This is a genomic window from Microbispora sp. NBRC 16548, from assembly GCF_030268985.1.
GTDB lineage: Bacteria > Actinomycetota > Actinomycetes > Streptosporangiales > Streptosporangiaceae > Microbispora > Microbispora catharanthi.
Genome location: NZ_BSSF01000001.1, coordinates 120778 through 140883, shown reverse-complemented (window position 1 = coordinate 140883; position 20106 = coordinate 120778). Strand labels below are relative to the sequence as shown.

At 72.0% G+C, this 20106-nt stretch carries 24 protein-coding genes; 12 read left to right on the top strand and 12 right to left on the bottom strand.

Annotated features, from left to right (window positions below):
• The first annotated feature begins 18 nt into the window (after positions 1–18).
• Positions 19–1020 carry a LacI family DNA-binding transcriptional regulator gene (locus tag QSK36_RS00680; RefSeq protein WP_182902593.1) on the top strand — a complete coding sequence of 334 codons (1002 nt, stop codon included), beginning with the start codon at positions 19–21 and terminating at the stop codon, positions 1018–1020.
• Between the two features lie 60 nt (positions 1021–1080).
• On the opposite strand, the gene QSK36_RS00675 is transcribed toward QSK36_RS00680, so the two are convergent.
• The gene (locus tag QSK36_RS00675) at positions 1081–1575 is read right to left on the bottom strand and encodes a winged helix-turn-helix transcriptional regulator (protein ID WP_285780961.1); all 495 of its coding nucleotides are present in this window, start codon (positions 1573–1575) and stop codon (positions 1081–1083) included.
• A 106-nt stretch (positions 1576–1681) separates the two neighbouring features.
• On the opposite strand from QSK36_RS00675, the gene QSK36_RS00670 reads away from it, so the two are divergent.
• From QSK36_RS00670 to QSK36_RS00650, 5 genes are all read left to right on the top strand, one after another.
• Positions 1682–3139: an MFS transporter gene (locus tag QSK36_RS00670; RefSeq protein WP_285780960.1), complete on the top strand. Its 1458-nt coding sequence runs from the start codon at positions 1682–1684 to the stop codon at positions 3137–3139.
• 22 nt (positions 3140–3161) lie between these two features.
• On the top strand, positions 3162–4106 hold the full coding sequence (sigJ, locus tag QSK36_RS00665; protein WP_285780959.1) for an RNA polymerase sigma factor SigJ: 945 nt from the start codon (positions 3162–3164) through the stop codon (positions 4104–4106).
• 2 nt (positions 4107–4108) lie between these two features.
• A complete protein-coding gene (locus QSK36_RS00660) occupies positions 4109–4558 on the top strand; it encodes a carboxymuconolactone decarboxylase family protein (protein ID WP_182902595.1) in 450 nt (149 codons plus the stop codon).
• 308 nt (positions 4559–4866) lie between these two features.
• Positions 4867–5034, top strand: a complete 168-nt coding sequence (locus QSK36_RS00655) for a hypothetical protein (protein WP_167538755.1) — start codon at positions 4867–4869, stop codon at positions 5032–5034.
• An 87-nt stretch (positions 5035–5121) separates the two neighbouring features.
• Entirely contained in the window at positions 5122–5757 is a 636-nt protein-coding gene (locus QSK36_RS00650) for a pyridoxamine 5'-phosphate oxidase family protein (protein ID WP_285780958.1), read from the top strand.
• A gap of 42 nt (positions 5758–5799) precedes the next feature.
• Here the strand turns inward: QSK36_RS00650 and QSK36_RS00645 are convergent, their stop codons facing one another.
• The 3 genes from QSK36_RS00645 to QSK36_RS00635 form a co-directional block, all read right to left on the bottom strand.
• A complete protein-coding gene (locus QSK36_RS00645) occupies positions 5800–6270 on the bottom strand; it encodes a hypothetical protein (protein WP_285780957.1) in 471 nt (156 codons plus the stop codon).
• Between the two features lie 112 nt (positions 6271–6382).
• Complete coding sequence (locus QSK36_RS00640; protein ID WP_285780956.1) at positions 6383–7174, bottom strand: SDR family NAD(P)-dependent oxidoreductase; 792 nt, start codon at positions 7172–7174, stop codon at positions 6383–6385.
• Positions 7171–7890: an SDR family oxidoreductase gene (locus QSK36_RS00635; RefSeq protein ID WP_285780955.1), complete on the bottom strand. Its 720-nt coding sequence runs from the start codon at positions 7888–7890 to the stop codon at positions 7171–7173. Before QSK36_RS00635 ends, QSK36_RS00640 begins: the two co-directional genes overlap by 4 nt.
• A 74-nt stretch (positions 7891–7964) precedes the next feature.
• Here QSK36_RS00635 and QSK36_RS00630 point away from each other — a divergent pair, with 74 nt between their 5' ends.
• A complete protein-coding gene (locus QSK36_RS00630) occupies positions 7965–8531 on the top strand; it encodes a TetR/AcrR family transcriptional regulator (RefSeq protein ID WP_285780954.1) in 567 nt (188 codons plus the stop codon).
• A 7-nt stretch (positions 8532–8538) separates the two neighbouring features.
• Here the strand turns inward: QSK36_RS00630 and QSK36_RS00625 are convergent, their stop codons facing one another.
• Genes QSK36_RS00625 through QSK36_RS00615 form a run of 3 tightly spaced genes read right to left on the bottom strand, consistent with a single transcriptional unit; the run spans position 8539 to position 10626 of the window.
• Positions 8539–8934 carry a hypothetical protein gene (locus tag QSK36_RS00625; protein WP_183544070.1) on the bottom strand — a complete coding sequence of 132 codons (396 nt, stop codon included), beginning with the start codon at positions 8932–8934 and terminating at the stop codon, positions 8539–8541.
• Positions 8931–9728: an SDR family oxidoreductase gene (locus QSK36_RS00620; RefSeq protein ID WP_183544072.1), complete on the bottom strand. Its 798-nt coding sequence runs from the start codon at positions 9726–9728 to the stop codon at positions 8931–8933. The genes QSK36_RS00625 and QSK36_RS00620 overlap by 4 nt, the downstream gene beginning before the upstream one ends.
• Before the next feature lie 4 nt (positions 9729–9732).
• Complete coding sequence (locus tag QSK36_RS00615) at positions 9733–10626, bottom strand: RNA polymerase sigma-70 factor (RefSeq protein ID WP_285780953.1); 894 nt, start codon at positions 10624–10626, stop codon at positions 9733–9735.
• A 42-nt stretch (positions 10627–10668) separates the two neighbouring features.
• Between QSK36_RS00615 and QSK36_RS00610 the strand changes: the two genes are divergently transcribed.
• Positions 10669–11103, top strand: coding sequence for a type III secretion system chaperone family protein (locus QSK36_RS00610; RefSeq protein WP_285780952.1), 435 nt, complete (start codon positions 10669–10671; stop codon positions 11101–11103).
• Here the strand turns inward: QSK36_RS00610 and QSK36_RS00605 are convergent, their stop codons facing one another.
• Positions 11104–11739 (bottom strand): TetR/AcrR family transcriptional regulator, encoded by a 636-nt coding sequence (locus QSK36_RS00605; RefSeq protein ID WP_183544076.1) that lies wholly within the window; start codon positions 11737–11739, stop codon positions 11104–11106.
• A gap of 90 nt (positions 11740–11829) precedes the next feature.
• On the opposite strand from QSK36_RS00605, the gene QSK36_RS00600 reads away from it, so the two are divergent.
• The gene (locus tag QSK36_RS00600; RefSeq protein WP_285780951.1) at positions 11830–12951 is read left to right on the top strand and encodes a Gfo/Idh/MocA family protein; all 1122 of its coding nucleotides are present in this window, start codon (positions 11830–11832) and stop codon (positions 12949–12951) included.
• Positions 12952–12955: 4 nt separating this feature from the next.
• Here the strand turns inward: QSK36_RS00600 and QSK36_RS00595 are convergent, their stop codons facing one another.
• Positions 12956–13582 (bottom strand): NADPH-dependent F420 reductase, encoded by a 627-nt coding sequence (locus QSK36_RS00595; RefSeq protein WP_285780950.1) that lies wholly within the window; start codon positions 13580–13582, stop codon positions 12956–12958.
• 28 nt (positions 13583–13610) lie between these two features.
• A complete protein-coding gene (locus QSK36_RS00590) occupies positions 13611–14078 on the bottom strand; it encodes a MarR family winged helix-turn-helix transcriptional regulator (protein WP_285780949.1) in 468 nt (155 codons plus the stop codon).
• A 175-nt stretch (positions 14079–14253) separates the two neighbouring features.
• Between QSK36_RS00590 and QSK36_RS00585 the strand changes: the two genes are divergently transcribed.
• Genes QSK36_RS00585 through QSK36_RS00575 form a run of 3 tightly spaced genes read left to right on the top strand, consistent with a single transcriptional unit; the run spans position 14254 to position 16174 of the window.
• On the top strand, positions 14254–14943 hold the full coding sequence (locus QSK36_RS00585; protein WP_285780948.1) for an MFS transporter: 690 nt from the start codon (positions 14254–14256) through the stop codon (positions 14941–14943).
• Positions 14880–15356 carry an MFS transporter gene (locus tag QSK36_RS00580; protein WP_285780947.1) on the top strand — a complete coding sequence of 159 codons (477 nt, stop codon included), beginning with the start codon at positions 14880–14882 and terminating at the stop codon, positions 15354–15356. Before QSK36_RS00585 ends, QSK36_RS00580 begins: the two co-directional genes overlap by 64 nt.
• A gap of 11 nt (positions 15357–15367) precedes the next feature.
• On the top strand, positions 15368–16174 hold the full coding sequence (locus QSK36_RS00575; protein WP_285780946.1) for an alpha/beta fold hydrolase: 807 nt from the start codon (positions 15368–15370) through the stop codon (positions 16172–16174).
• Positions 16175–16286: 112 nt separating this feature from the next.
• Here QSK36_RS00575 and QSK36_RS00570 read toward each other — a convergent pair whose 3' ends face one another.
• Together QSK36_RS00570 and nrdR are read right to left on the bottom strand one after the other, a co-directional pair.
• Positions 16287–19202 carry a vitamin B12-dependent ribonucleotide reductase gene (locus tag QSK36_RS00570; RefSeq protein WP_285780945.1) on the bottom strand — a complete coding sequence of 972 codons (2916 nt, stop codon included), beginning with the start codon at positions 19200–19202 and terminating at the stop codon, positions 16287–16289.
• A 119-nt stretch (positions 19203–19321) separates the two neighbouring features.
• Positions 19322–19786, bottom strand: coding sequence for a transcriptional regulator NrdR (gene nrdR, locus QSK36_RS00565; RefSeq protein WP_139576324.1), 465 nt, complete (start codon positions 19784–19786; stop codon positions 19322–19324).
• Positions 19787–20106 lie beyond the last annotated feature (320 nt).

Here is a 20106-nt window from a genome sequence, read left to right as displayed (position 1 = left end):
CGGGGGGACAATACGACCATGGCGAAGCGTCCGACCATTCACGACGTGGCCGCGGCGGCGGGCGTCTCCCGGGGCACCGTGTCCCGGGTGCTCAACGACGACCGCTATGTGAGCCCCGCCGCCCACGCCGCCGTCCGCCGCGCCATCGCCGAGACCGGCTACATCGTCAACCGCAACGCCCGCAGCCTGGTCACCCAGCGGACCGGGTCGGTGGTGATGGTGCTGTCGGAGCCGCACGAGAAGGTCTTCGAGGACCCGAACTACAGCACCACCATCCGCACGGCGATCCGGCGGCTCGGCGAGCGGGACGTCTCCCTGGTCATCATGCTGGCGGGGGACGACGGCGACCGCGAGCGCGTCGTGCGCTATGTGCGCGGCGGCCACGCCGACGGCGTGCTGCTGATGTCCACGCACGCGGGCGACCCGCTGGTGGACGAGCTGGAGTCGCTGCGCATCCCGGCCGTGGCCTGCGGCGCGGTGATCGGCAAGGAGAACGTCATCCCCTACGCGGCGGCCGACGACCGCGAGGGCGCCCGGCAGATGACCCGCTACATGGTCGAGCAGGGCCGCAGGAAGATCGCCACGATCACCGGCCCGATGGACACCCCCGGCGGCATCCAGCGCCTGGAGGGCTTCGCCGACGTGCTCGGCAGGAAGGCCTCCAGAAAGCTGATCGAGCACGGCGACTGGACCCAGCTCAGCGGCGAGAGCGCGATGGCGCGGCTGCTCGAGCGCACACCCGACCTCGACGCGGTCTTCGTGGCCTCCGACCTCATGGCGGCCGGCGCGCTGTCCACGCTGCGCGCGGCCGGACGCCGGGTGCCCGACGACGTGGCCGTGGGCGGCTTCGACGACTCGTCCGTCGCCGCCACCACGCACCCGCCGCTCACCACGATCCGCCAGCCCCTCGCCGACGTCGCGGAGGAGACCGTACGGCTGCTGCTCGCGCTCGTCGACGGAGGCGGCCCGGTGGACCCGGTGATCCTGCCCACCCGTCTCATCGTGAGGGAGTCGGCCTGAGACCACGTCGCGTCCCCGGCCGGCCCATGCTCGCCCTGGTTCGGGCACCTTCGCCGGCGGTCAGCCCCTGATCGGCAGGGCCGCGCGGGCGACGGCCCGGCGTTCGGCCTCTTCGCGCTCGGCGGCCTCCTGCTCGGCGGCCACGCGCCGGTCGTACGCGGCGCGGGCCAGTGCGATGGCGTTCTGGTGCTCCTCGGTCCAGACGACCAGGGCACGGATGGTGGCGTGCAGAGTCGCGCCCATCGGCGTCAGCGCGTAGTCCACGCGCGGCGGGACGGTCGGGTGCACCGTGCGGCTCACCAGCCCGTCGCGTTCGAGATGCCGCAGCGTGCGGGCCAGCATTCGCTGGCTGACCCCGTCGATCGCGCGGCGCAGCTCGGTGAAGCGCAGGCTCCGCTTGTCGAGCAGCGCGATCACCAGGAGCGACCACTTGTCGGCGATGCGGTCGAGGATCTGCCGCACCTCGCAGTCCGCGCGCTGGTCCCATTGGAGGACGTCGTCGTCGACGCCGGTATTCGCGCAGTAACCGAGGGACTCGAAAGTGCCGTCTTCCATGGTCACCGATGGTGCCTGACGATGCAGTCGGTTACAAGAGGGAACCGGCAGGCACTCGGGGAACCGCTCCGGGACCGGTTCCCCCACGAGATGGAGCCGGACTCCGATGTCCAATTCCACGGGCGGAATCGCCGCCCGGCACCCCGCCCGCATGGCGGGACGCGCGTGGGGCGTGCTGCTGGTGTTGTGCGGCGCGATCTTCCTGGAGGGGATCGACGTGGCGATGCTGAACGTGGCGCTGCCGTCGATCCGGGCCGACCTGGGCCTGTCCACCGGGACGCTCAGCGGCGTGGTCAGCGCCTACGTGCTCGGCTACGGCGGGTTCATGCTGCTCGGCGGGCGAGCCGCCGACCTGCTGGGCCACCGGCGGATGTTCCTGCTGTGGCTGGCCGTCTTCCTGGTCTTCTCCGGGCTCGGCGGGTTCACCACGCACGGCTGGATGCTGCTGGCCGCACGGTTCGTCACCGGGGTCGCGGCCGCGTTCATGGCACCCGCCGGGTTGGCGCTGGTCACGTCCAACTTCCCGGAGGGACCGATGCGCACCAAGGCGCTCGGCGTGTACGCGGGCACGGCGGCGGGCGGGTTCTCCCTCGGCCTGGTCGCCGGCGGCGTGCTCACCGCGTTCGGCTGGCGATGGGTGTTCTTCGCGCCGGTCATCCTGTCGGCGCTGATCCTGGGGGCGGCGCTGGTCCTCGTCCGCGACACGGGTGGCGAGCGCCTCTCGGGCGGCTTCGACCTGGCGGGGGCGTTCGCCGTCACGGGGGCAATGTTGCTGCTGGTTTACGGGATGGTCCGGTTGGAACACCCCGGCGACGGCCCCGGCCTGACCGCCGGCGCCATCGCGGCGGGACTGGCGCTGCTGGGGCTGTTCGTCGCGATCGAGCGCCGGTCGTCGTCGCCCCTGGTGCGGCTGGGCATCCTGCGCACCACGCCGCTGGTGCGGGTGAACGCGGCGGCGCTGCTGTTCCTGTTCGCGTTCGCGGGGTTCCAGTTCCTGATCACCCTGTATCTCCAGGAGTGGCGCGGCTGGAACACGATGCAGACCGGCCTGGCCATGCTGGTGATCGGGATCGACACGGTGCTCGCGCCGACGCTGACGCCGCGGCTGGTGAACCGCTTCGGCAACGCCCGGGTGCTGTTCGGCGGCATCGTCCTCGCGGCGGTCGCGTACGCGCTCTTCCTGCCCGTGGGAATGGACTGGACCTACACCGCCATGCTTCCGGCGCTGCTCCTGCTCGGCCTGTCCTTCTCCCTGGCGTACGGCCCGCTGACCATGGCCGCGACTGAGGGCGTCGACGAGGACGAGCACGGCCTGGCGGGCGGCCTGCTGTACACGGCGATGCAGTTCGGCACGGCGCTCGGGCTGTCGGCCGTCACCGCCGTCGGCGTCGCGGCCGGGTCGGGGCCAGACGCGCTGCGGACCGCGCTGGTCGTCCCGGTGGCGGCGGCGGTGCTCGGCGCGGTCGTCGTCGCGTTCGGCCTCCGCACCCCCACCGGCGGGTCCTCGGCACCCGCACAGGAGGCGCCGCGAGCGCAGCCGCTGCAGAGGGATGTCACACACTGAGGGGGTGTCTCGTCCTCAGTGTGTGAACGACCATGACGGCGGAGTGGTCACCGGCCTGGACGCCGAGTTCCAGGCGATGCGGCCCCGGCTGCTCGGGGTCGCGTACGGGCTGCTCGGCAGCCTCGACGAGGCCGAGGACGTCGTGCAGGACGCCTGGATGCGGCTGCGGACAACCACGGCCGCCGACGGAGGCGAGGAGATCAGGGACGTGACCGGCTGGCTGGTGGTCACGGTCTCCCGGCTCGCTCTCGACGTGCTGCGCTCGGCGCGGCACCGCAGGGAGGAGTACGTGGGGCAGTGGCTGCCCGAGCCTGTTCTCACCGGGCCCGTTCTCACCGGCCCCGTTCTCACCGGGGCGGCGCCGGACCCCGCGGAACGGGTGACCCTGGACGAGTCGCTGAGCATGGCGATGCTCGTCGTGCTGGAGTCGCTCAGCCCGGCCGAGCGGACGGCGTTCGTGCTGCACGACGTGTTCGGCCTGACGTTCGCCGAGGTGGGCGAGGCGGTCGGGCGCAGTCCTGCGGCCTGCCGGCAGCTCGCCGCCCGGGCGCGGGCGCACGTCGCGTCGCGCGCGCCCCGGTTCGACGTGGACCCCTCCGAGCACCGGCGGGTGGTGCACGCCTTCGCCCGGGCATGCCTCGGCGACGACATGGACGCGCTGGTCGCGCTGCTCGACCCGGACGTCGTGTTCCGCAGCGACGGCGGCGGCCGGGTGCGCGCCGGGAGGCGGCCCGTCTTCGGCGCGGCCAAGGTGGCCAGGCTGCTGTTCGGCATCCAGAGGTTCGGCCGGTTCGAGCTGGTCCCCGCCGTGGTGAACGGCTGGCCGGGCCTGCTGCGCTACCACGGCGACCGGCTGGTCGCCGTGCTCGGCCTCACCGTCGCGGAGGGCCGGGTCACCGCCGTCGACATGGTCCTGAACCCCGAGAAACTCGCCCGCGTGACGCGGGCCGACGAGACGAGGAGATGACGATGACCGAGCGGATCAACGTCCGCGAGCTGGCTCCCGAGGCGTACCGGGCCATGTTGGGGGTGGAGCGTTTCCTGCACGAGTGCGACGTGCCCCCCGCCACCCTGGAACTCGCCAAGATCCGGGCCAGCCAGATCAACGGCTGCGCCTTCTGCCTGGACATGCACTTCCGGGATGCCAAGAAGGCCGGGGAGAGCGACGAGCGCCTGTGGTCGGTGGCCGCCTGGCGGGAGGCGCCCTACTACACGGACGCCGAGCGGGCCGCGCTCGCGCTGACCGAGGCCGCGACCCGGCTCGCCGACCGGTCCGACCCCGTCCCGGACGAGATCTGGGCGGATGCGGCCAAGCACTACTCCGAGGAGCAGCTGGCCGCGCTGGTCGTCGCCATCGCGCAGATCAACGCCTGGAACCGGATCTGTGTCGTGAGCCGCAAGGTGCCCGGCTCCCTCTGAGTGAAAACGGGAGGACGGCGGCACGCGGGGCGAATAGTCTGCCTAACGTCATGGAAGGAGAAAGGGCCATGAGACGTAGCACGATCCGCAGGCCCCGCCGCGTCCGTCGTCCCGTCGCCGATCTCGACCTGCGCACCCCCTCCGACCGGCCGCTTCCGTACTGAGCTGCGCTTTCAGAGGCCCTCATGCAGAGGCCCTCGTGCTTCCAGAGGCTTGTGTGACACCGGAAGCTTTACGCCCCTTTTACCAGGCCTCCGGTATCTATACCGGAAAGGTCACGGAACCATCACGGTCGGGGGGAAACGAACATGGTCACGGTGGTGCCGTCGCTCGCCAAGGTCAGGGACATCAGGACCGCGCTGCGCCGCAGGCCCGCGCGGGACAGGAGAGACCGGAAGATCGTCGATCTCAAGGCCTACACGGGCGGGAACGTCATCCGGTTCCCGAGGACGTCCGGGCCGACGTCCGCCGCCTGAGCCGGCTCTTCCGCAGCGATCCACGACACGGCCCGCCCGGCATCCCTGCCAGGCGGGCCGAGGCTTTTACTGGTTGAATGTCGCCTTATGAGTGATCTGTCCGCAACCGAGCGGACCCGGCACCGCAGGTTGCGGGAGCAGGGCCGCACCGACCGGGAGGCGCTGTTCGAAGTGCTCCGGGCCGGGTTCGTCTGTCACCTCGGCGTCGTCGTGGACGGCGACCCCATGGTGATGCCGACTGTGTACGGCTTCGACGACGACCATCTGTACGTGCACGGCTCGGTGGCCAGCCGCAGCCTCACCCGCGGCACGACGGTCTGCGTGACGATCACCCACGTCGACGGCCTCGTGCTGGCCCGGTCGGTCTTCGAGCACGGCGTGAACTACCGCAGTGCGATGATCTACGGCGTGCCGCGCGTGCTGGAGGGCGACGAGAAGCTCACCGCCCTGCGGTGCCTGACCGAGCACGCCACCCCCGGCCAGTGGGACTACGCCCGGCAGCCGAACCGCAAGGAACTGGCCGCGACGACGATCCTCGCGGTCCCGCTCGCCGAGGCGTCGGTCAAAGTGCGCGAGGGCCACCCCGAGGACGCCGGCGACCCGCATGACGTGTGGGCCGGGGTCCTGCCGCTCACCCGGTCGTGGCAGGCTCCCGTGACCGACCCGCAGGCCGCCGCACATCCCGTCCCGCCGCACATCCTCGCCCGCACCAGACCCCACTGACCGCGACGCTCCACGACCCGGCGGCGCGGGCCGGGGCTCGACTCACCGCACCGGCAGCCACACCGTGCCCGAGCCCTGGTCTCGGGTCAGCGTGATCTCCCAGCAGCCCGGCTTGGGGAAGACGAACCCCGTGCCCCACTCCTCACCGGGCCGGTGCCAGGTCGATCCGCCGTGCGCCTCGGGCCCCCAGGTCAGCCTGGCGGCGGTGCCGTCGGGGAGCGCGGCGGTCACGCGCAACGGCCCCTCACCCGTCATCCGCCACACGATCTTGACCTCCCGCCCGGCGGCGAGCGGCACCGGCGCGAACATCAGCCCCCACACCTCGGCTCCCCGCCCGGAGCCCCGCACCTCGGGCAGAGCGTTCGCCGTGCTGCCGGCCGTCCGTTCGCAGGACCCCTGAGCGGGGACCGACGCAGAGACGGAGGCGGGGACGGAGGCGGGCGGGAGCCTCGTTCCGGCGCCCGCGCCGGCGCCGGGGTTTCCGGTGCCGGCGCAGCCCGCCACGAGCACCAAGCCGCATAAGCCAACCGCAGTGTGCCTCATGCCCCTCACTACCGCCGCGGCTACCCGGAGGTTCCCGCCGACGCCGCAGCGCGGCCGTTCAGCGCCTCGTTCAGCGCCTCGTTCAGAGGGCCTCGCGGACGAGGCGGTCGCTCAGCTCGCGGAGGCGGGCCCGGGCCTCGCGATCGTACGCCTGGGGGTCGGCCCGGCCCTCGGTCGTCCCGACGTGGTAGGTGCCGCTGGATACCTTTCCGTCGATCAGGCGGAGGGTGGCGTCGCCGCCCTCCCGCACGGAGCTGAGGACGGGCGCGCCGGCCTCCCGGACCATCGTGGTGTCCATGTACGTCGCCGGATGCAGCGCGGTCACCGACACCCCCTGTCCTGCGAGCTCCTCCGCGAGGTCGAACGTGAACATGATCTGCGCGAGCTTGCTCTGGGAGTAGGCGCGCCGGCGGTCGTACCCCCGGGTGAGCATCGGGTCGGCGAAGTCGATCGCCCGCTGTCCCACCGACGCCACGTTGACCACGCGCGACGGCGCGGACCGTACGAGCAGGGGGACGAGGCGCCGGGTCAGGTGATAGCCGGCCAGATAGTTGACCGCGAAGCGCAACTCGACGCCGTCGGCGCTCTCCTGCCTGCCGGAGCCCGGGGCTCCCCCGCCGACTCCCGCGTTGTTCACGAGCACGTCCAGGCGGTCGAACCGCTCCTCGATCTCCGCCGCCATGCGGTCGACCTGCCGCAGGTCGGCGAGGTCCGCGAGCAGGCCCTCGGCCGCCCCGCCGATCTCTGCGCGGACCCGGCGCACCCGCTCGGGATCGCGCCCGTGCACGATCACCCGGTCGCCCGACGCGGCGAGCCGGACCGCCAGGTGGCGGCCCAGCCCGTCCGTGGCCCCCGTGACGAGGATCGTCCTCATGCCGCGCTCGGCTTGAGGCGGACGCCGCCGTCGACGGTCAGCACGGTGCCCGTCGTGTAACCCGTCTCGATCAGGTACGCGATCGCGTTCGCCACGTCGGCGGGGGTGCCGATCCTGCCGACCGTTGTGGCGGCGGCGAACCCGTCGAGCGCGCCCTGCCGGCTGTCCCCCAGCCAGTCCCACCACTCGGTGTCGACCACGCCGGGCGACACCGCGTTGACCCGGACCGGGGCGAGCTCCACCGCGAGCCCCGGGATCATCGACTCGACGGCGCCGTTCACCGCCGCGAGCCCGGCCACTTCGGCCAGCGCGTTGTTCGCGCTGGCCGCCGCGACGAACGTCAGCGACCCGTCCCGCCGCAGCGCCAGGAGCGCCGCCTGAGCGGCGACCACCTGGGCGATCAGCTTGTCGTCCAGGGCCTCGCGCAGGTCATCCGGCGAGAGCGACCGGAACGGGCCGGCCCCCTTCCGGCCGGACACGTTGACCACCACGTGGTCCACCGGGCCCACCTCGGCGAACAGGTTCCGCATCGCCTCCGGATCGCGGGCGTCGGCCACCACTCCTGAGCCCCGCTCCCCGATCTCCTTGACCGCCTGCTCCAGGCGTTCGGGCGTACGGCCGGTGACGACGACCTCGCGGCCCGACGCGGCCAGCCGTACGGCGGTGGCCAGGCCGATCCCGCTCGTGCCGCCGACGATCACCACTCGTTCACTCACTGGAACTCTCCTCAATACGAGACATTCTGCCTCGAAATCCTAAATCGAGACACGGTGTCCTGTAAAGTGGCGGCATGGTTGGAAGGCCACGCAGCGAGCAGGCGCGCCGGGCGATACTCGAGGCCGCGCTGCGGCTGTGCGAGCGCGACGGCTATCCGAACGTGACGCTGAAGGGCATCGCCGAGGAGGCGGGCACCGGCAGGCAGACGCTCTACCGCTGGTGGGACACCAAGGCCGACCTGCTGCTTGAGGCGATGACCGACCTCGTCGGGAGCTCCCATGCGCCGTCGCAGGCCGGCCTGGAGACGTTCCTGAGGGAGACCTTCGCGCTGGCGGACGGCGCGGTCGGCAGGGTCGTGGCCGGCCTCATGGCGGAGGCCCAGAGCGACCCCGCCCTGGGCGAGCGCCTGCGGGAGCGGCTGATCGGTCCACGGCGGGACGCCCTGCGGGCGGTGCTGGAGCGGATGCCGCCGCCCCCCGGCACCGACCTGGACCTCCTGGTCGACATGATCTTCGGGGCCATGTGGTATCGGCTGCTCAACCGGCATGCCCCGCTCGATGCCGCCCTGGCGGGGGACATCACGGCGCTCGTGGCCAGGATCGCCGCAAGCCCGGGACCCCACGGGGACCTCCCGGGCTGACGCGCCTCTACAGGACGGCGAGCCCGACGACCACGCCCAGGGCCAGGGTGACGGCCTGGCCGGCCGCGTCCAGGGCGGTGAAGCCGTGGAGATGGCCGAGGTGGAACACCAGATGCGGCAGTGCGTACAACAGGTATCCGATCACGACGGTGCGGCGCAGCACCGGCTCCAGCCGGACGGCGGCGACGGCCAGCATGACGCCCATCCCGAGGTTGAGCCCGCCGAGGTCGCGCAGCAGGTGCTCGTTGTACTCCGGCAGCATCGACACCCAGGGATGCCCCGGCAGCGGGAAGTCGTCGTAGAACGAGCGGGGCGCGAGCAGCTGCCACAGCCCGACGACGGCCTCGGTGAGCGCGAGGTACCACAGCCCGATTCGCCGCCAGAGGCGGACCCGCGCGCTCACGCGGCGCCCCACCCGGAGACGGGTCGCTCCGGGGTGACCCGGCCGGCGAGGAACTCGGCGAACGTGCGGACGCCGGTCGCCTGGCCGGGCGCGAGGTGGACGCCCTGCCGGAAGGCCGCCGCCGTCTTCCCCGGCACCCGTACGCTCATCAGGGGCCGGCGGCGTCCGGTGGCCGAGAGGTAGGCCCGCACGAGGTCACGCGCCGGCAGGATCTCCGGGCCGCCCATGTCGGGAGCACGTCCGGCGGGGGCCGCCGACGCCAGAGCGGCCAGCCGCTCGGCGACCTCGGACGTGTCGACCGGCTGGAAGCGCCACCCGGCGGGCACGGGCACGACGGGCAGCCGGACCAGCGACCGGGCCAGGAGCAGCACGAAGTCGTGGAACTGCGTGGTGCGCAGGATCGTGTGCGGCAGTCCGGACGCCTCAACGATCCGCTCGGCTTCGTACTTGGCCCGGTAGTAGGAGTACGGATGCCGGTCCACGCCGACGATGGAGATGAAGACGAGGTGGCCGGCCCCCGCCGCGCGGGCGGCTTCCGTCAGCCGGCGCGTGCCCTCGACGTCGCCGCGTGGACGCCGCGGGTCGCTGGCGAGATGGACGACCGTGGAGACGCCGCCCACGGCACGCTCCAGGCCGGCGCCGGTGGTCAGGTCGCCCTTCACCGACGCGTACGGCACGCCGGGGCGGGGCGAGCGGGACAGGACGCGCACGTCGGCTCCGGCCTCCAGGAGCCTGCCGACGACGTGGCGGCCGAGGGTGCCGGTGCCGCCGGTGACAAGGATGGAATCGCTCATACCGCTAAGAACCGGCGACGCCCTCCCGTTGTGACAACTGCCCCGCGAGATAGGCGAGCTTGTCCGGGTTGACGACGACGCGCAGACCCTGGACGAGCTCCCCGTCGCTCTCCACGACGAACACGCTGAACAGCCCGCCGTCGAGGAAGGCCAGCACGGCGGGCTCCCCGTTGACCTCGGCGAGACCGAGGCGGACCCCCATCCCCGCGGCTCGGACGGCCAGGCCCGCCAGGTAGCGGCACACCTTGGCGGCCCCCATCACCGGCCGCAGGGCCGAGCTCACCCTGCCGCCGCCGTCGGACCAGGCCACGACGTCGGCCGCGAGCACGCTCTCCAGCCCGGCGAGGTCGCCGTTCTCGGCGGCCAGCAGGAAGCGCTCCACGATCCGGTGGCGGGCCTGCGCCGAGGCGTCGAACCGGCGCCGCTCCCCCACCCGCTGCCCCGCCCGGCGGTGCAGTTGCCGGCAGTTCGCCTCGGACAGCTCGAGCACGTCGGCGATCTCGCGGTAGCCGTACGAGAAGGCCTCGCGCAGGACGAAGACGGCACGCTCGGCCGGGGTGAGCCGTTCGAGCAGGACGAGGAAGGCCATCGAGATCGAGTCGCGCTGCTCGGCCGTCTCCAGCGGCTCGTCGGTCAGGACCGGCTCGGGCAGCCAGGGCCCGACGTACTCCTCCCGCAGGGCCCGGGCGGACGTCAGCCGGTTGAGGCAGATGTTGGTGAGGACCTTCGCCAGCCAGGCGCCGGGCGTGGCGATCGCGGCCCGGTCGGCGGCGTTCCACCGCAGGTAGGAGTCCTGCACCGCGTCCTCGGCCTCGGCGGCGGAGCCGAGCAGCCGGTAGGCGAGCCCGAAAAGCCGGGCGCGGTGGCCACTGAACTCCGCTGCCGGATCGTCTGTCACATCCGCCACTTTATTGACGGCCCGATGCGGCAGGATGGAGCGGTGACGCCTTCCCCAGCGGTCGTCCGGCCGGACCGGAACCTCCTCGAGGAGATCCTTGACGAGCTGGACATCGAGCACACGATAGACACAGAGGGCGACCTGGCGATCTCCACCGCCCATCTCACGATCTTCTTCCTGTTCGGCAAGGAAGGAGACCTGTTCACCGTACGGTCCTTCTACGACAGGCAGTACTCGGTGGACGACAAGCCGATGCTGCTCACGGCGATCAACGAGTGGAACGCGGACACGATGTGGCCGAAGGTGTACGCGTTCACCCAGGACAACGGCACGATCCGGGTCGTGGGCGACTCCCAGGTCTACATCGGGGCCGGCGTGACCAGGGAACACCTGACCACGATGGTGGCCCACTGGGTCAGGTTCTCGATCAAGTTCTACCGCTGGCTCACCGACCGGCTCGCCTTCGAGACCGACTGATCAGGCCGGCGGGGTCCCCGGCAGCCCCTGCGTCCGCGGCGCACGCAGCCCGTCGAGCACGATCCGCAGGTTCCGGCCCCACTGCTCGTCCCCGGCCCGGAGTCTGAGCGTGCGCGGACCGGTCGCCACGGCCGCCAGCAGGAACGGCACGTCCTGCCAGGCCACGTCGGCCCGCATCACCCCTGCCTCCTGCGCGCGCTCCACCAGGAGCCGCAGGCCCTCCTGGATCTGGCCGAGCACCGGGTCGAGGTTCGGCCCGCAGGCGCCGCCCACCGCCTCGCGGATGCCGCAGCTCTCCGCGCGCAGCCGCACGTACGCGGCGGCGAAGGTCTCGAATCCGCGCCAGGGGTCGGGGTCGGCGCCGGCGTTCGCGGCCAGGTCTGCCATTTCGGCGAGCACCTCGTCGAGGACCGCCTCCAGCAGCGCCTCGCGGGAGGACACGCGCCGATAGAAGGTCCCGATGCCCACACCGGCCCTGCGGGCGATCTCGTGCGCCGTGACCTCGACTCCGATCTCGGCCACCGCCGCCCGCGCGGCCTCCACCAGCCGCTCCATGTTGCGCCGCGCGTCGGCCCGGGGCGTCCGCCCCGGCTCCGCCGACAGCAGAACGCCGACCGCTCCGTCCCGACCGCTCATGAACGCAGCCTACCAACCGGACTCAGCGCGTCCGGTTATGCTAGCGTCGCAACCGGACGCACCAAGTCCGCTTATTGCGTGGAGGCGGAAATGAGCAGAATCCGTGTGGGCATCGTCGGCGCCAACCCCGAGCGCGGCTGGGCGGTGCGCGCGCACGTGCCGGCGCTGCGGGCGCTGCCGGACTACGAGATCACGGCCGTGGCGACCAGCCGGGAGGACAGCGCCCGGGAGGCCGCGCGCAGGTTCGGCGCCGCGCACGCGTTCACCGATCCCCGGGCCCTCGCCGCGCACCCCGAGGTGGACCTCGTCGCCGTCACGGTCAAGGTCCCCCACCATGCCGAGCTCGTCGGCGCCGCCCTGGAGGCCGGCACCCACGTGCTGTGCGAATGGCCGCTGGCGCGGACGACCGCCGAGGCGCAGGACCTGCTCGACCAGGCGCGTACGGCCGGCGTGCGGCACGCGCTCGGGCTGCAGGGCCGGTTCGCCCCCGCCGTGGCCTACGCCCGCGACCTGCTCCGGGACGGCGCGGTGGGCCGGGTCACCTCGGCGAACGTCCACTCGGCGGTCGGCAAGGGCGCGAGCGGAAGGCTGCCGGCCTGGTCGGCGTACACGGTCACCCGTGCCGGGGCGGCCGGGCTGCTCGAGGTCGTGGGCGGGCACACGCTCGACGTCGTGGAGCATCTCCTGGGCGGCGTCGGTTCGCTGTCCGCCACCCTCTCCGTCCAGCGGGGGAAGTACGTCATCGAGGAGAGCGGCGAGACGATCGAGGCCGACGCCCCCGACCAGCTCCTGCTCTCCGCCACCATGACGAGCGGCGCGGTGGTCTCCCTGCACCTCCACAGCGGCAAGGTCACCGAGCCGGGCACGCGGATCGAGATCTCCGGCACGGAGGGAGACCTCTCCCTCGTGTCCACCGGCCCCGGCAGTCCGTACGGCGTGCAGATCAGTGAGCTAAGCCTCTACGGGACGGCGGGCGGCGCGTGGAAGGAGCTGCCGGTTCCCGAGGAGTACGTCCGAGTGCCCGGGGTGGCGGGCGACGCGCGCAACGTCGCCGAGCTCTACGCCGCGCTCGCCGCCGACCTCCGGACGGGCGGAGGGCGGGTGCCGGACTTCGCGCACGGCCTGCGCCTGCACGGTCTGCTCGACGCGGTCCGCCGCTCCGCCGAGACCGGCACCCGCCAGACGGTCGTCCCCATCGGCGCCCCCGCCTGACCGGTCAGCCCCGCGCGAGGGCGTCGCGCAACTCGCCGGTCGTCAGGCGGACGTTGTAGGCGGGCTTGTCCCGCTGGAAGCGCCGCCCCTCCGCGAGCGGGCCCGCGTCGACCACGTCGAAGCCGAAGGAGTCGATCAGTTCGGCGACCGTCTTCTTGGCCTCGGCGTCGTCACCGGCGATGGGCAGCGCCCGCCGGTCGGCCGTACCCGCGGGCAGGCCCTGCTCGGCGAGGTGGACGTAATAGATGGAGTTGAACGCCTTGACGACGCGGGCTCCCGGCACGTGCGCGGCCAGCACCTGGCTGTCGGTGGTCTCGCCCGCGTCGATCTCGGGGAAGTGACCGTCCCGCTCGAAGTAGTAGTTGTTCGTGTCGATGACGATCTTCCCGTCGAGCGGGCGAACGGGGACCTCCCGGTACCGCGCGAAGGGGATCGTCACGACCACGATGTCGCCCGCTTCCGCGGCCTCGGCCGCGGTGGCGGCGCGTGCGTCCGGGCCCAGCCGGGCCACGAGCTCGGAGAGCGTGTCCGGCCCGCGGGAGTTGCTCAGCACCACCGAGTGCCCGGCGTCGACCGCCAGCTTCGCCAGGGTGCCGCCGATCTTCCCGCTGCCGATGAATCCGATGACCATGGTTGCGGCAACACAGCCGTCCCCGGCCTCATTCCCCTGCCGGCGTGTCCTGCAGGACGACGACGGCCCGTTCGAGGAGGTCCCGTAGCCGGTCGGCCTCTTCGGGCGTGAACTCCTCCACCAGCCTGCGCTCCACGGCCACGGCCGCCGCGTCGGCCTTGCGCAGCAGCGCCTGCCCGGCGCGGGTGAGCCGGGTGACGAGCACCTGGGCGTGATCGCTGGAGGGACGCCGCTCCACCAGCCCACGCGACTCCAGCGTCTTGAGCACGGTCGTCATGCTCTGCGGGGTGACCGAGCAGAACCGTGCCAGCTTCGCCCCCGAGATGCCGGGCGCGAGCGACAGCGCGTACATCGCCGCGTACTGCGGGACGGTCAGCCCGAACGGCCGCAGCACGCGGCTCTTCTCCGCGATCAGCGCCTGTTCTGCGCGCTTGATGGCGTTGCCGGGCCGCCACGCCACCGCCTCGGCGATCCTCGCCTCCTCGGCTCCCATCATCACGCTCCCCGCGCCGTCAGGGCTCTGACATGCGGACCCTACCACCGGTTTGACAGGCCTTCCGCTATTAATCCATCCTCTGATGTCAATCAGAGTTCTTATGGTTATCAGGAATTGGATAGTCTCGATGCCCGCGGATTGTCCTGGCCCACGACGGCGGGCGCCGTCCCTCTCCGTGGTCTGCGCCGCGGTGCTGCTCGTCCCGGTGACCGCCACGGGCACCGCCGAGGCGCTCGGCGACATCGGCGCGGACCTGCGCGCCGGGCTGGACGCCACCCAGTGGGTGGTCAACGCCTTCTTCCTCACCTTCGCCGCGTTCATGGCGAGCACCGGGGCGCTGGCCGACCGGATCGGGCGGCGCAGGATGTTCGCCCTCGGCGCCGGCGTGTTCACGGCGTCGATGCTCCTGGCCGCCGCCGCCCCGGACATCGGCGTACTGATCGCGGCCAGGGCGCTCGCGGGCGCAGGCGCCGCCGCGGCCACCACCGGCGGCACCGCGCTGCTCGCGCACGCCTACTCCGCGGGCCCCGGCAGGACCAGGGCGTTCGCCTGGTTCGGCACCACGCTCGGCCTGGGGCTTGCCTTCGGCCCGGTGATCGCCGGAACACTGGTAGGCGCCGTCGGATGGCGCAGCCTGTTCGCGGCGGCCGGGATCGCGCTGCTGCCGGTGCTGCCACTGAGCGCGTTACTGGACGAGTCGCGCGCCGCCCTGGACGGCCCCATGGACTGGGGCGGCGCGGCCGCCTTCACCCTCGCGCTCACCGCCTTCACCTTCGGCGTGATCGAGGGGCCGGCTCTCGGGTGGACGCACCCGGCGGTGCCGCCGGATCGGGCCCGGCGCGGCTCGCCGTGCCGTTGCTGCTGATCGGGACGGGTTTCGGCGTGTCGCTGGCCGTGGTCGACGGGGCGGCGGTCTCCTCCGTCGAGCCCGCGCGGGCCGGCATGGCGGCAGGGCTGTTCAACACGGCCCGCATCACCGGCGAGGTCGTCGCCATCGCCGTGCTCGGCGCCGTGCTGTCCGCGCTGACCCGGGCGAGTCTGACCGGCCGGTACGGCGAGGCGCGGGCGGCCCGGGTGACCTCCCGCCTGCTGCAGGGCGACATCGCGGGCGCCGCGCCGGCGGGGGCCGGGCGGCTGGAGTTCGCCCGCCTGGCGAGCGCCGGCTACGCGGACGCCCTGCACACCGCCCTGTGGCTGCTGACCCTCCTGTCCCTGGCCGGCGCGCTCGCCGTCGGTCTCCTGATGTCCGTCCGCGAACCCGCGCGGGTCACCACGTGAAAGGAACGATCATGCCTGTCGTCACCGTCGGCTCCGGCACCGTCAACTATCTCGTCGCCGGAGCCGGGCCCGGCCTCGTGCTCGTCCACGGCACCGGCGCCACCGGCGAGACCAACTGGGCCCCGCTCATCGATGCCGTCGCCGATCGCTTCACCGTGGTCGCCCCCGACCTGTCCGGCTCGGGCGCCACCGTCGACGGAGGCGGCCCGATCCACGTGGAGGATCTGGTCGCCCAGGTGCTCGGCGCGGCCGGGCACGCCGATCTGGAGCAATTCCACCTGGTCGGCCACTCGCTCGGCGCCGTCGTGGCGCTGGCTGCGGCCGGCACCCGGCCGGAGAAGGTGCTGTCGCTGACCGCGCACGCCGGATGGGCCAGGACCGACCCGTGGATGGCCTTCCAGATGGACCTGTGGATCCGCCTGGTGCGCACCGACAGGGAACTGCTCGCCCGGCTGCTCCAGGTGACCGCGATGGGCGACGCCACGCTGCGCGCCCGCTCGCCGGAGGACTTCGAGCAGGCCACCGCCGCGTTCACGGCCTCTCTCGACGGGACGGAGGAGGGGTTCGCCAGGCAGGCTCTGGCCGACATCTCCGTCGACATCACGGAACTGCTGCCACGCGTGTCCGCGCCGACGCTGATCGTCTCCAGCGCCGACGACCGGATCGTGCCGCCGCACCACCAGCGCGGGCTCCGCCGGCTGATCCCGCACGCGGACCTCGTGACGGTCCCCGGCGGGCACGGCCTGCCGTTCGAGGACCCCGCCGCGTTCACCGCGGTCATCACCGACCATCTGGACCGCGTGACCGCTACGGTCTGAGGTTCCCGAGAACGATCGCGCGGAGGCACGACAGTCTGGATCGACGGATGCCTCCCACCCGAACCCGGGTGGGAGGCATCCGTCATGGAGAGATCACGCGCGATCGCCTGGCTCAGCTGCAGCCGCTGGTGCTGCCGCAGCCCTCGCAGACGTAGCAGCTGCCGGCCGGGCGCATCTTGGTGCCGCAGGTCATGCACAGCGGCGCGTCCGCCGTACGGCCCTGGTGGCTCTCCAGCGATGCGCCGACCCGGCGCGGCTCCGGCACCGCCACCGGCACGACCTGCCCGGCGGACGGCCCCTCGGCGGGCTTGGCCTCGACGGGCGCGGGCTGCGCCTTCTCGATCGGCGCGGACTTCCCGCTCTCGATGGGCGCCGACTGCGCCAGGGCGGCGGTGTCCACGTCCTGGAGCGCGGCCGGGTCCTCGCCGCGCTGCTGCGCGGCCCGCTCGGAGGCGGAGAAGATGCCCAGGGCCGCCCGGTCCTCGTACGGCAGGTAATCGAGCGCGAGCCGCCGGAAGATGTAGTCCATCACGGACTGCGCCATCCGGACGTCGGGGTCGTCGGTCATGCCCGCCGGCTCGAAGCGCATGTTGACGAACTTCTGCACGTACGTGTCGAGCGGCACGCCGTACTGGAGGCCGATCGAGATCGCCACGGAGAAGGCGTCCATCACGCCCGCGAGCGTGCTGCCCTGCTTGGACATCTTGAGGAAGACCTCGCCCAGGCCGTCGTCGGGGTAGGACGAGGCGGTCATGTAGCCCTTGGCGCCGCCCACGGTGAAGCGGGTGGTGGTGCTCGGCCGCTGGTTCGGCATCCGCCGCCTGGTCGGCCGCGCGACCTCCACGACCTGGACGACCGGCTCCTTCTCGGCGATCTCCGCGGCGGGCGCCTCCTCGGAGGTCTTCTTGGCGATCGACAGCGGCTGGCCGACCTTGCAGTTGTCGCGGTAGACGGCCAGGGCCTTGAGGCCGAGCTTCCAGCCCTCCAGGTAGACCTGCTCGATGTCGTCCACCGTGGCCGACTCGGGCAGGTTCACGGTCTTGGAGATCGCGCCGGACAGGAACGGCTGGACGGCCGCCATCATCCGGACGTGGCCCATCGGGGCGATGGCCCGCTCGCCCATCGCGCAGTCGAACACCTCGTAGTGCTCCGGCCGCAGGCCGGGGGCGTCCACGACGTGGCCGTGCTCGGCGATGTACTCGACGATGGCCTCGACCTGCTCCTCGAGGTAGCCGAGCCGGCGCAGCGCCCGCGGGATCGTCTGGTTGACGATCTGCATCGAGCCGCCGCCGACGAGCTTCTTGAACTTCACCAGCGCCAGGTCGGGCTCGATGCCGGTGGTGTCGCAGTCCATCATCAGGCCGATGGTGCCGGTCGGGGCGAGCAGCGACGCCTGGGCGTTGCGGTAGCCGTTCTTCTCGCCGAGCCTGAGGCACTCCTGCCACTGCCGGGTGGCCTCTGTGTGCAGGCCCTTGTCCATGTCGTCGAGGGTGCGCAGGTCGTCGTTGGCCGCGGCGTGCTTGCGCATGACCCGCTTGTGCGGCTCGGCGTTGCGCTGGTAGCCGTCGTATGGGCCGACGATCCCGGCGAGCTCTGCCGAGCGGCGGTAGGACACGGCGGTCATCAGCGAGGTGATCCCGGCCGCGATGGCCCGGCCGCCGTCGGAGTCGTACGCGTGCCCGGTCGCCATGAGCAGCGCGCCCAGGTTGGCGTAGCCGATGCCGAGCTGGCGGTACGCCCGGGTGGTCTCGGCGATCTTCTGCGTCGGGAAGTCGGCGAAGGTGATCGAGATGTCCATCGCGGTGATGATCAGCTCGGTGATCTTCACGAAGGTCGCGACGTCGAAGGAGTCGTCGTCACGCAGGAACTTCAGCAGGTTGATCGACGCGAGGTTGCACGAGGAGTTGTCCAGGTGGACGTACTCCGAGCAGGGGTTGCTGGCCGTGATCCGCCCGGTCTCGGGGCAGGTGTGCCAGTCGTTGATCGTGTCGTCGTACTGCAGGCCGGGGTCGGCGCACTCCCAGGCGGCCTTGGCCATCTTGCGGAACAGCGACCGCGCCTCGACCTCCTCGATGACCTCGCCGGTCAGCCGGCCCCGCAGGCCGAACTGCCCGCCGTCCTCGACGGCCCGCATGAACTCGTCCGAGACCCGCACCGAGTTGTTGGCGTTCTGGTACTGGACGGACACGATGTCCTTGCCGCCGAGGTCCATGTCGAACCCGGCGTCGCGCAGCGCGCGGATCTTGTCCTCCTCGCGCGCCTTGGTCTCGATGAACTCCTCGATGTCGGGGTGGTCCACGTCGAGGACGACCATCTTGGCCGCCCTGCGGGTGGCGCCGCCCGACTTGATGGTGCCGGCGGAGGCGTCGGCGCCGCGCATGAAGGAGACCGGGCCGCTGGCCGTGCCACCGCTGGACAGCAGCTCCTTGGACGATCGGATGCGGGAGAGGTTGACCCCCGAGCCCGAGCCGCCCTTGAAGATCACGCCCTCTTCCTTGTACCAGTCGAGGATCGACTCCATCGTGTCGTCCACGGCCAGGATGAAGCAGGCGCTCACCTGCTGGGGCGAGCGGGTGCCGACGTTGAACCACACCGGGGAGTTGAAGCTGAAGGTCTGGTGGATCAGCGCGTGCTTGAGCTCGTGGTCGAAGATCTCCGCGTCCTCCTCGGAGGCGAAGTAGCCGTTCTCGACGCCGGTCCTGGTGTAGACGCCCACGACCCGGTCGACGAGCTGCTTGAGGCTCGACTCGCGCTGCGGGGTGCCCACCGCCCCCCGGAAGTACTTGGTGGTGACGATGTTGGCCGCGTTGACCGACCAGAAGTCGGGGAACTCCACGCCGTGCTGCTCGAAGTTGACCGAGCCGTCCCGCCAGTTCGTCATCACGACGTCGCGCCGCTCCCAGCGGACCTCGTCGTACGGGTGGACACCGGGGGTGGTGAAGATGCGCTTCATCTTCAGGCCCTTGCGCGGGCGCTTGCCCGGCCGGCCCCCCGCACCCGACACGGTGCCGCTCACGGTCTCCGTCATGACTTCCCCCTCCCAGGGCCCGATGGAGCCCCTTCTCCGACCACGCTCGTTATAACCACATCGTCGCGCCGCGCCGTCGCGCGCCGCCGCCCGCCTCGTCCCGGTCCCCCGGAAGGCGCCTACTCCTCGCCCACCGTGCTGTGGGCCGCGCGGAGCCGCTCGATCTCCGCCTCGAAGTCCGCCAGCGTCTCGAAGCTGCGGTAGACCGACGCGAAGCGCAGGTAGGCCACCTCGTCGAGGTCGCGGAGCGGGCCCAGGATGGCCAGGCCCACCTCGTGCGAGGCGATCTCGGCCGCGCCGGTGCCCCGGATGCTCTCCTCGACGCGCTGCCCGAGCTGGGCGAGGGAGTCCTCGCCGACCGGGCGTCCCTGGCAGGCCCGCCGCACGCCGGCGATGACCTTCTCCCGGGAGAACGGCTCGGTGACCCCGCTGCGCTTGCTCACCATCAGCAGTACGGTCTCCTGCGTGGTGAACCTGCGCCCGCACTCGGGGCAGGTGCGCCGGCGGCGGATCGCCGCCCCGTCCTCGGCCGCACGGCTGTCCACGACCCGGGTGTCCGGGTGGCGACAGAACGGACAGTGCACTTCATCGCCTCCCAGAACGCACATCCCGGAACACAAGGTGTGGTGAACTTACACCGATGTGACTACTAGATGTTGTGGTCCAACCGTAGGAGCGCCCGACCTTGAACGCAAGTCGAACCGGCCCCGAGTGAGGAAGTGCCTGCTCGGCGCGCGTGTCGCGCCTCCAGTCACGGCCGCATCGACAGCCCCGCCCGTCGCGGAATAGGCCCTTTACGCGCCTTTCCCTGCTGATTTCCGTACGGCTTCTGACCTGGGCGTACTACAGCCAGAGAAGATCGGGTAAATCGAACACGGGATCGATCGAACTCCCGTACGATGAG

Bases quoted from the DNA above. Each gene is read 5' to 3' on its own strand.
- QSK36_RS00640 (WP_285780956.1), bottom strand. From the start codon at position 7,174: ATGAGGACGATCCTCGTCACGGGGGCCACGGACGGGCTGGGCCGCCAC.
- QSK36_RS00595 (WP_285780950.1), bottom strand. From the start codon at position 13,582: ATGGTCATCGGATTCATCGGCAGCGGGAAGATCGGCGGCACCCTGGCG.
- QSK36_RS00680 (WP_182902593.1), top strand. From the start codon at position 19: ATGGCGAAGCGTCCGACCATTCACGACGTGGCCGCGGCGGCGGGCGTC.
- QSK36_RS00660 (WP_182902595.1), top strand. From the start codon at position 4,109: ATGACCGAGCGGATCAACGTCCGCGAGCTGGCTCCCGAGGCGTACCGG.
- QSK36_RS00670 (WP_285780960.1), top strand. From the start codon at position 1,682: ATGTCCAATTCCACGGGCGGAATCGCCGCCCGGCACCCCGCCCGCATG.
- QSK36_RS00600 (WP_285780951.1), top strand. From the start codon at position 11,830: ATGAGCAGAATCCGTGTGGGCATCGTCGGCGCCAACCCCGAGCGCGGC.
- QSK36_RS00650 (WP_285780958.1), top strand. From the start codon at position 5,122: ATGAGTGATCTGTCCGCAACCGAGCGGACCCGGCACCGCAGGTTGCGG.
- QSK36_RS00655 (WP_167538755.1), top strand. From the start codon at position 4,867: ATGGTCACGGTGGTGCCGTCGCTCGCCAAGGTCAGGGACATCAGGACC.
- QSK36_RS00620 (WP_183544072.1), bottom strand. From the start codon at position 9,728: ATGAGCGATTCCATCCTTGTCACCGGCGGCACCGGCACCCTCGGCCGC.
- QSK36_RS00675 (WP_285780961.1), bottom strand. From the start codon at position 1,575: ATGGAAGACGGCACTTTCGAGTCCCTCGGTTACTGCGCGAATACCGGC.
- QSK36_RS00575 (WP_285780946.1), top strand. From the start codon at position 15,368: ATGCCTGTCGTCACCGTCGGCTCCGGCACCGTCAACTATCTCGTCGCC.
- QSK36_RS00605 (WP_183544076.1), bottom strand. From the start codon at position 11,739: ATGAGCGGTCGGGACGGAGCGGTCGGCGTTCTGCTGTCGGCGGAGCCG.
- QSK36_RS00590 (WP_285780949.1), bottom strand. From the start codon at position 14,078: ATGATGGGAGCCGAGGAGGCGAGGATCGCCGAGGCGGTGGCGTGGCGG.
- QSK36_RS00630 (WP_285780954.1), top strand. From the start codon at position 7,965: ATGGTTGGAAGGCCACGCAGCGAGCAGGCGCGCCGGGCGATACTCGAG.
- QSK36_RS00570 (WP_285780945.1), bottom strand. From the start codon at position 19,202: ATGACGGAGACCGTGAGCGGCACCGTGTCGGGTGCGGGGGGCCGGCCG.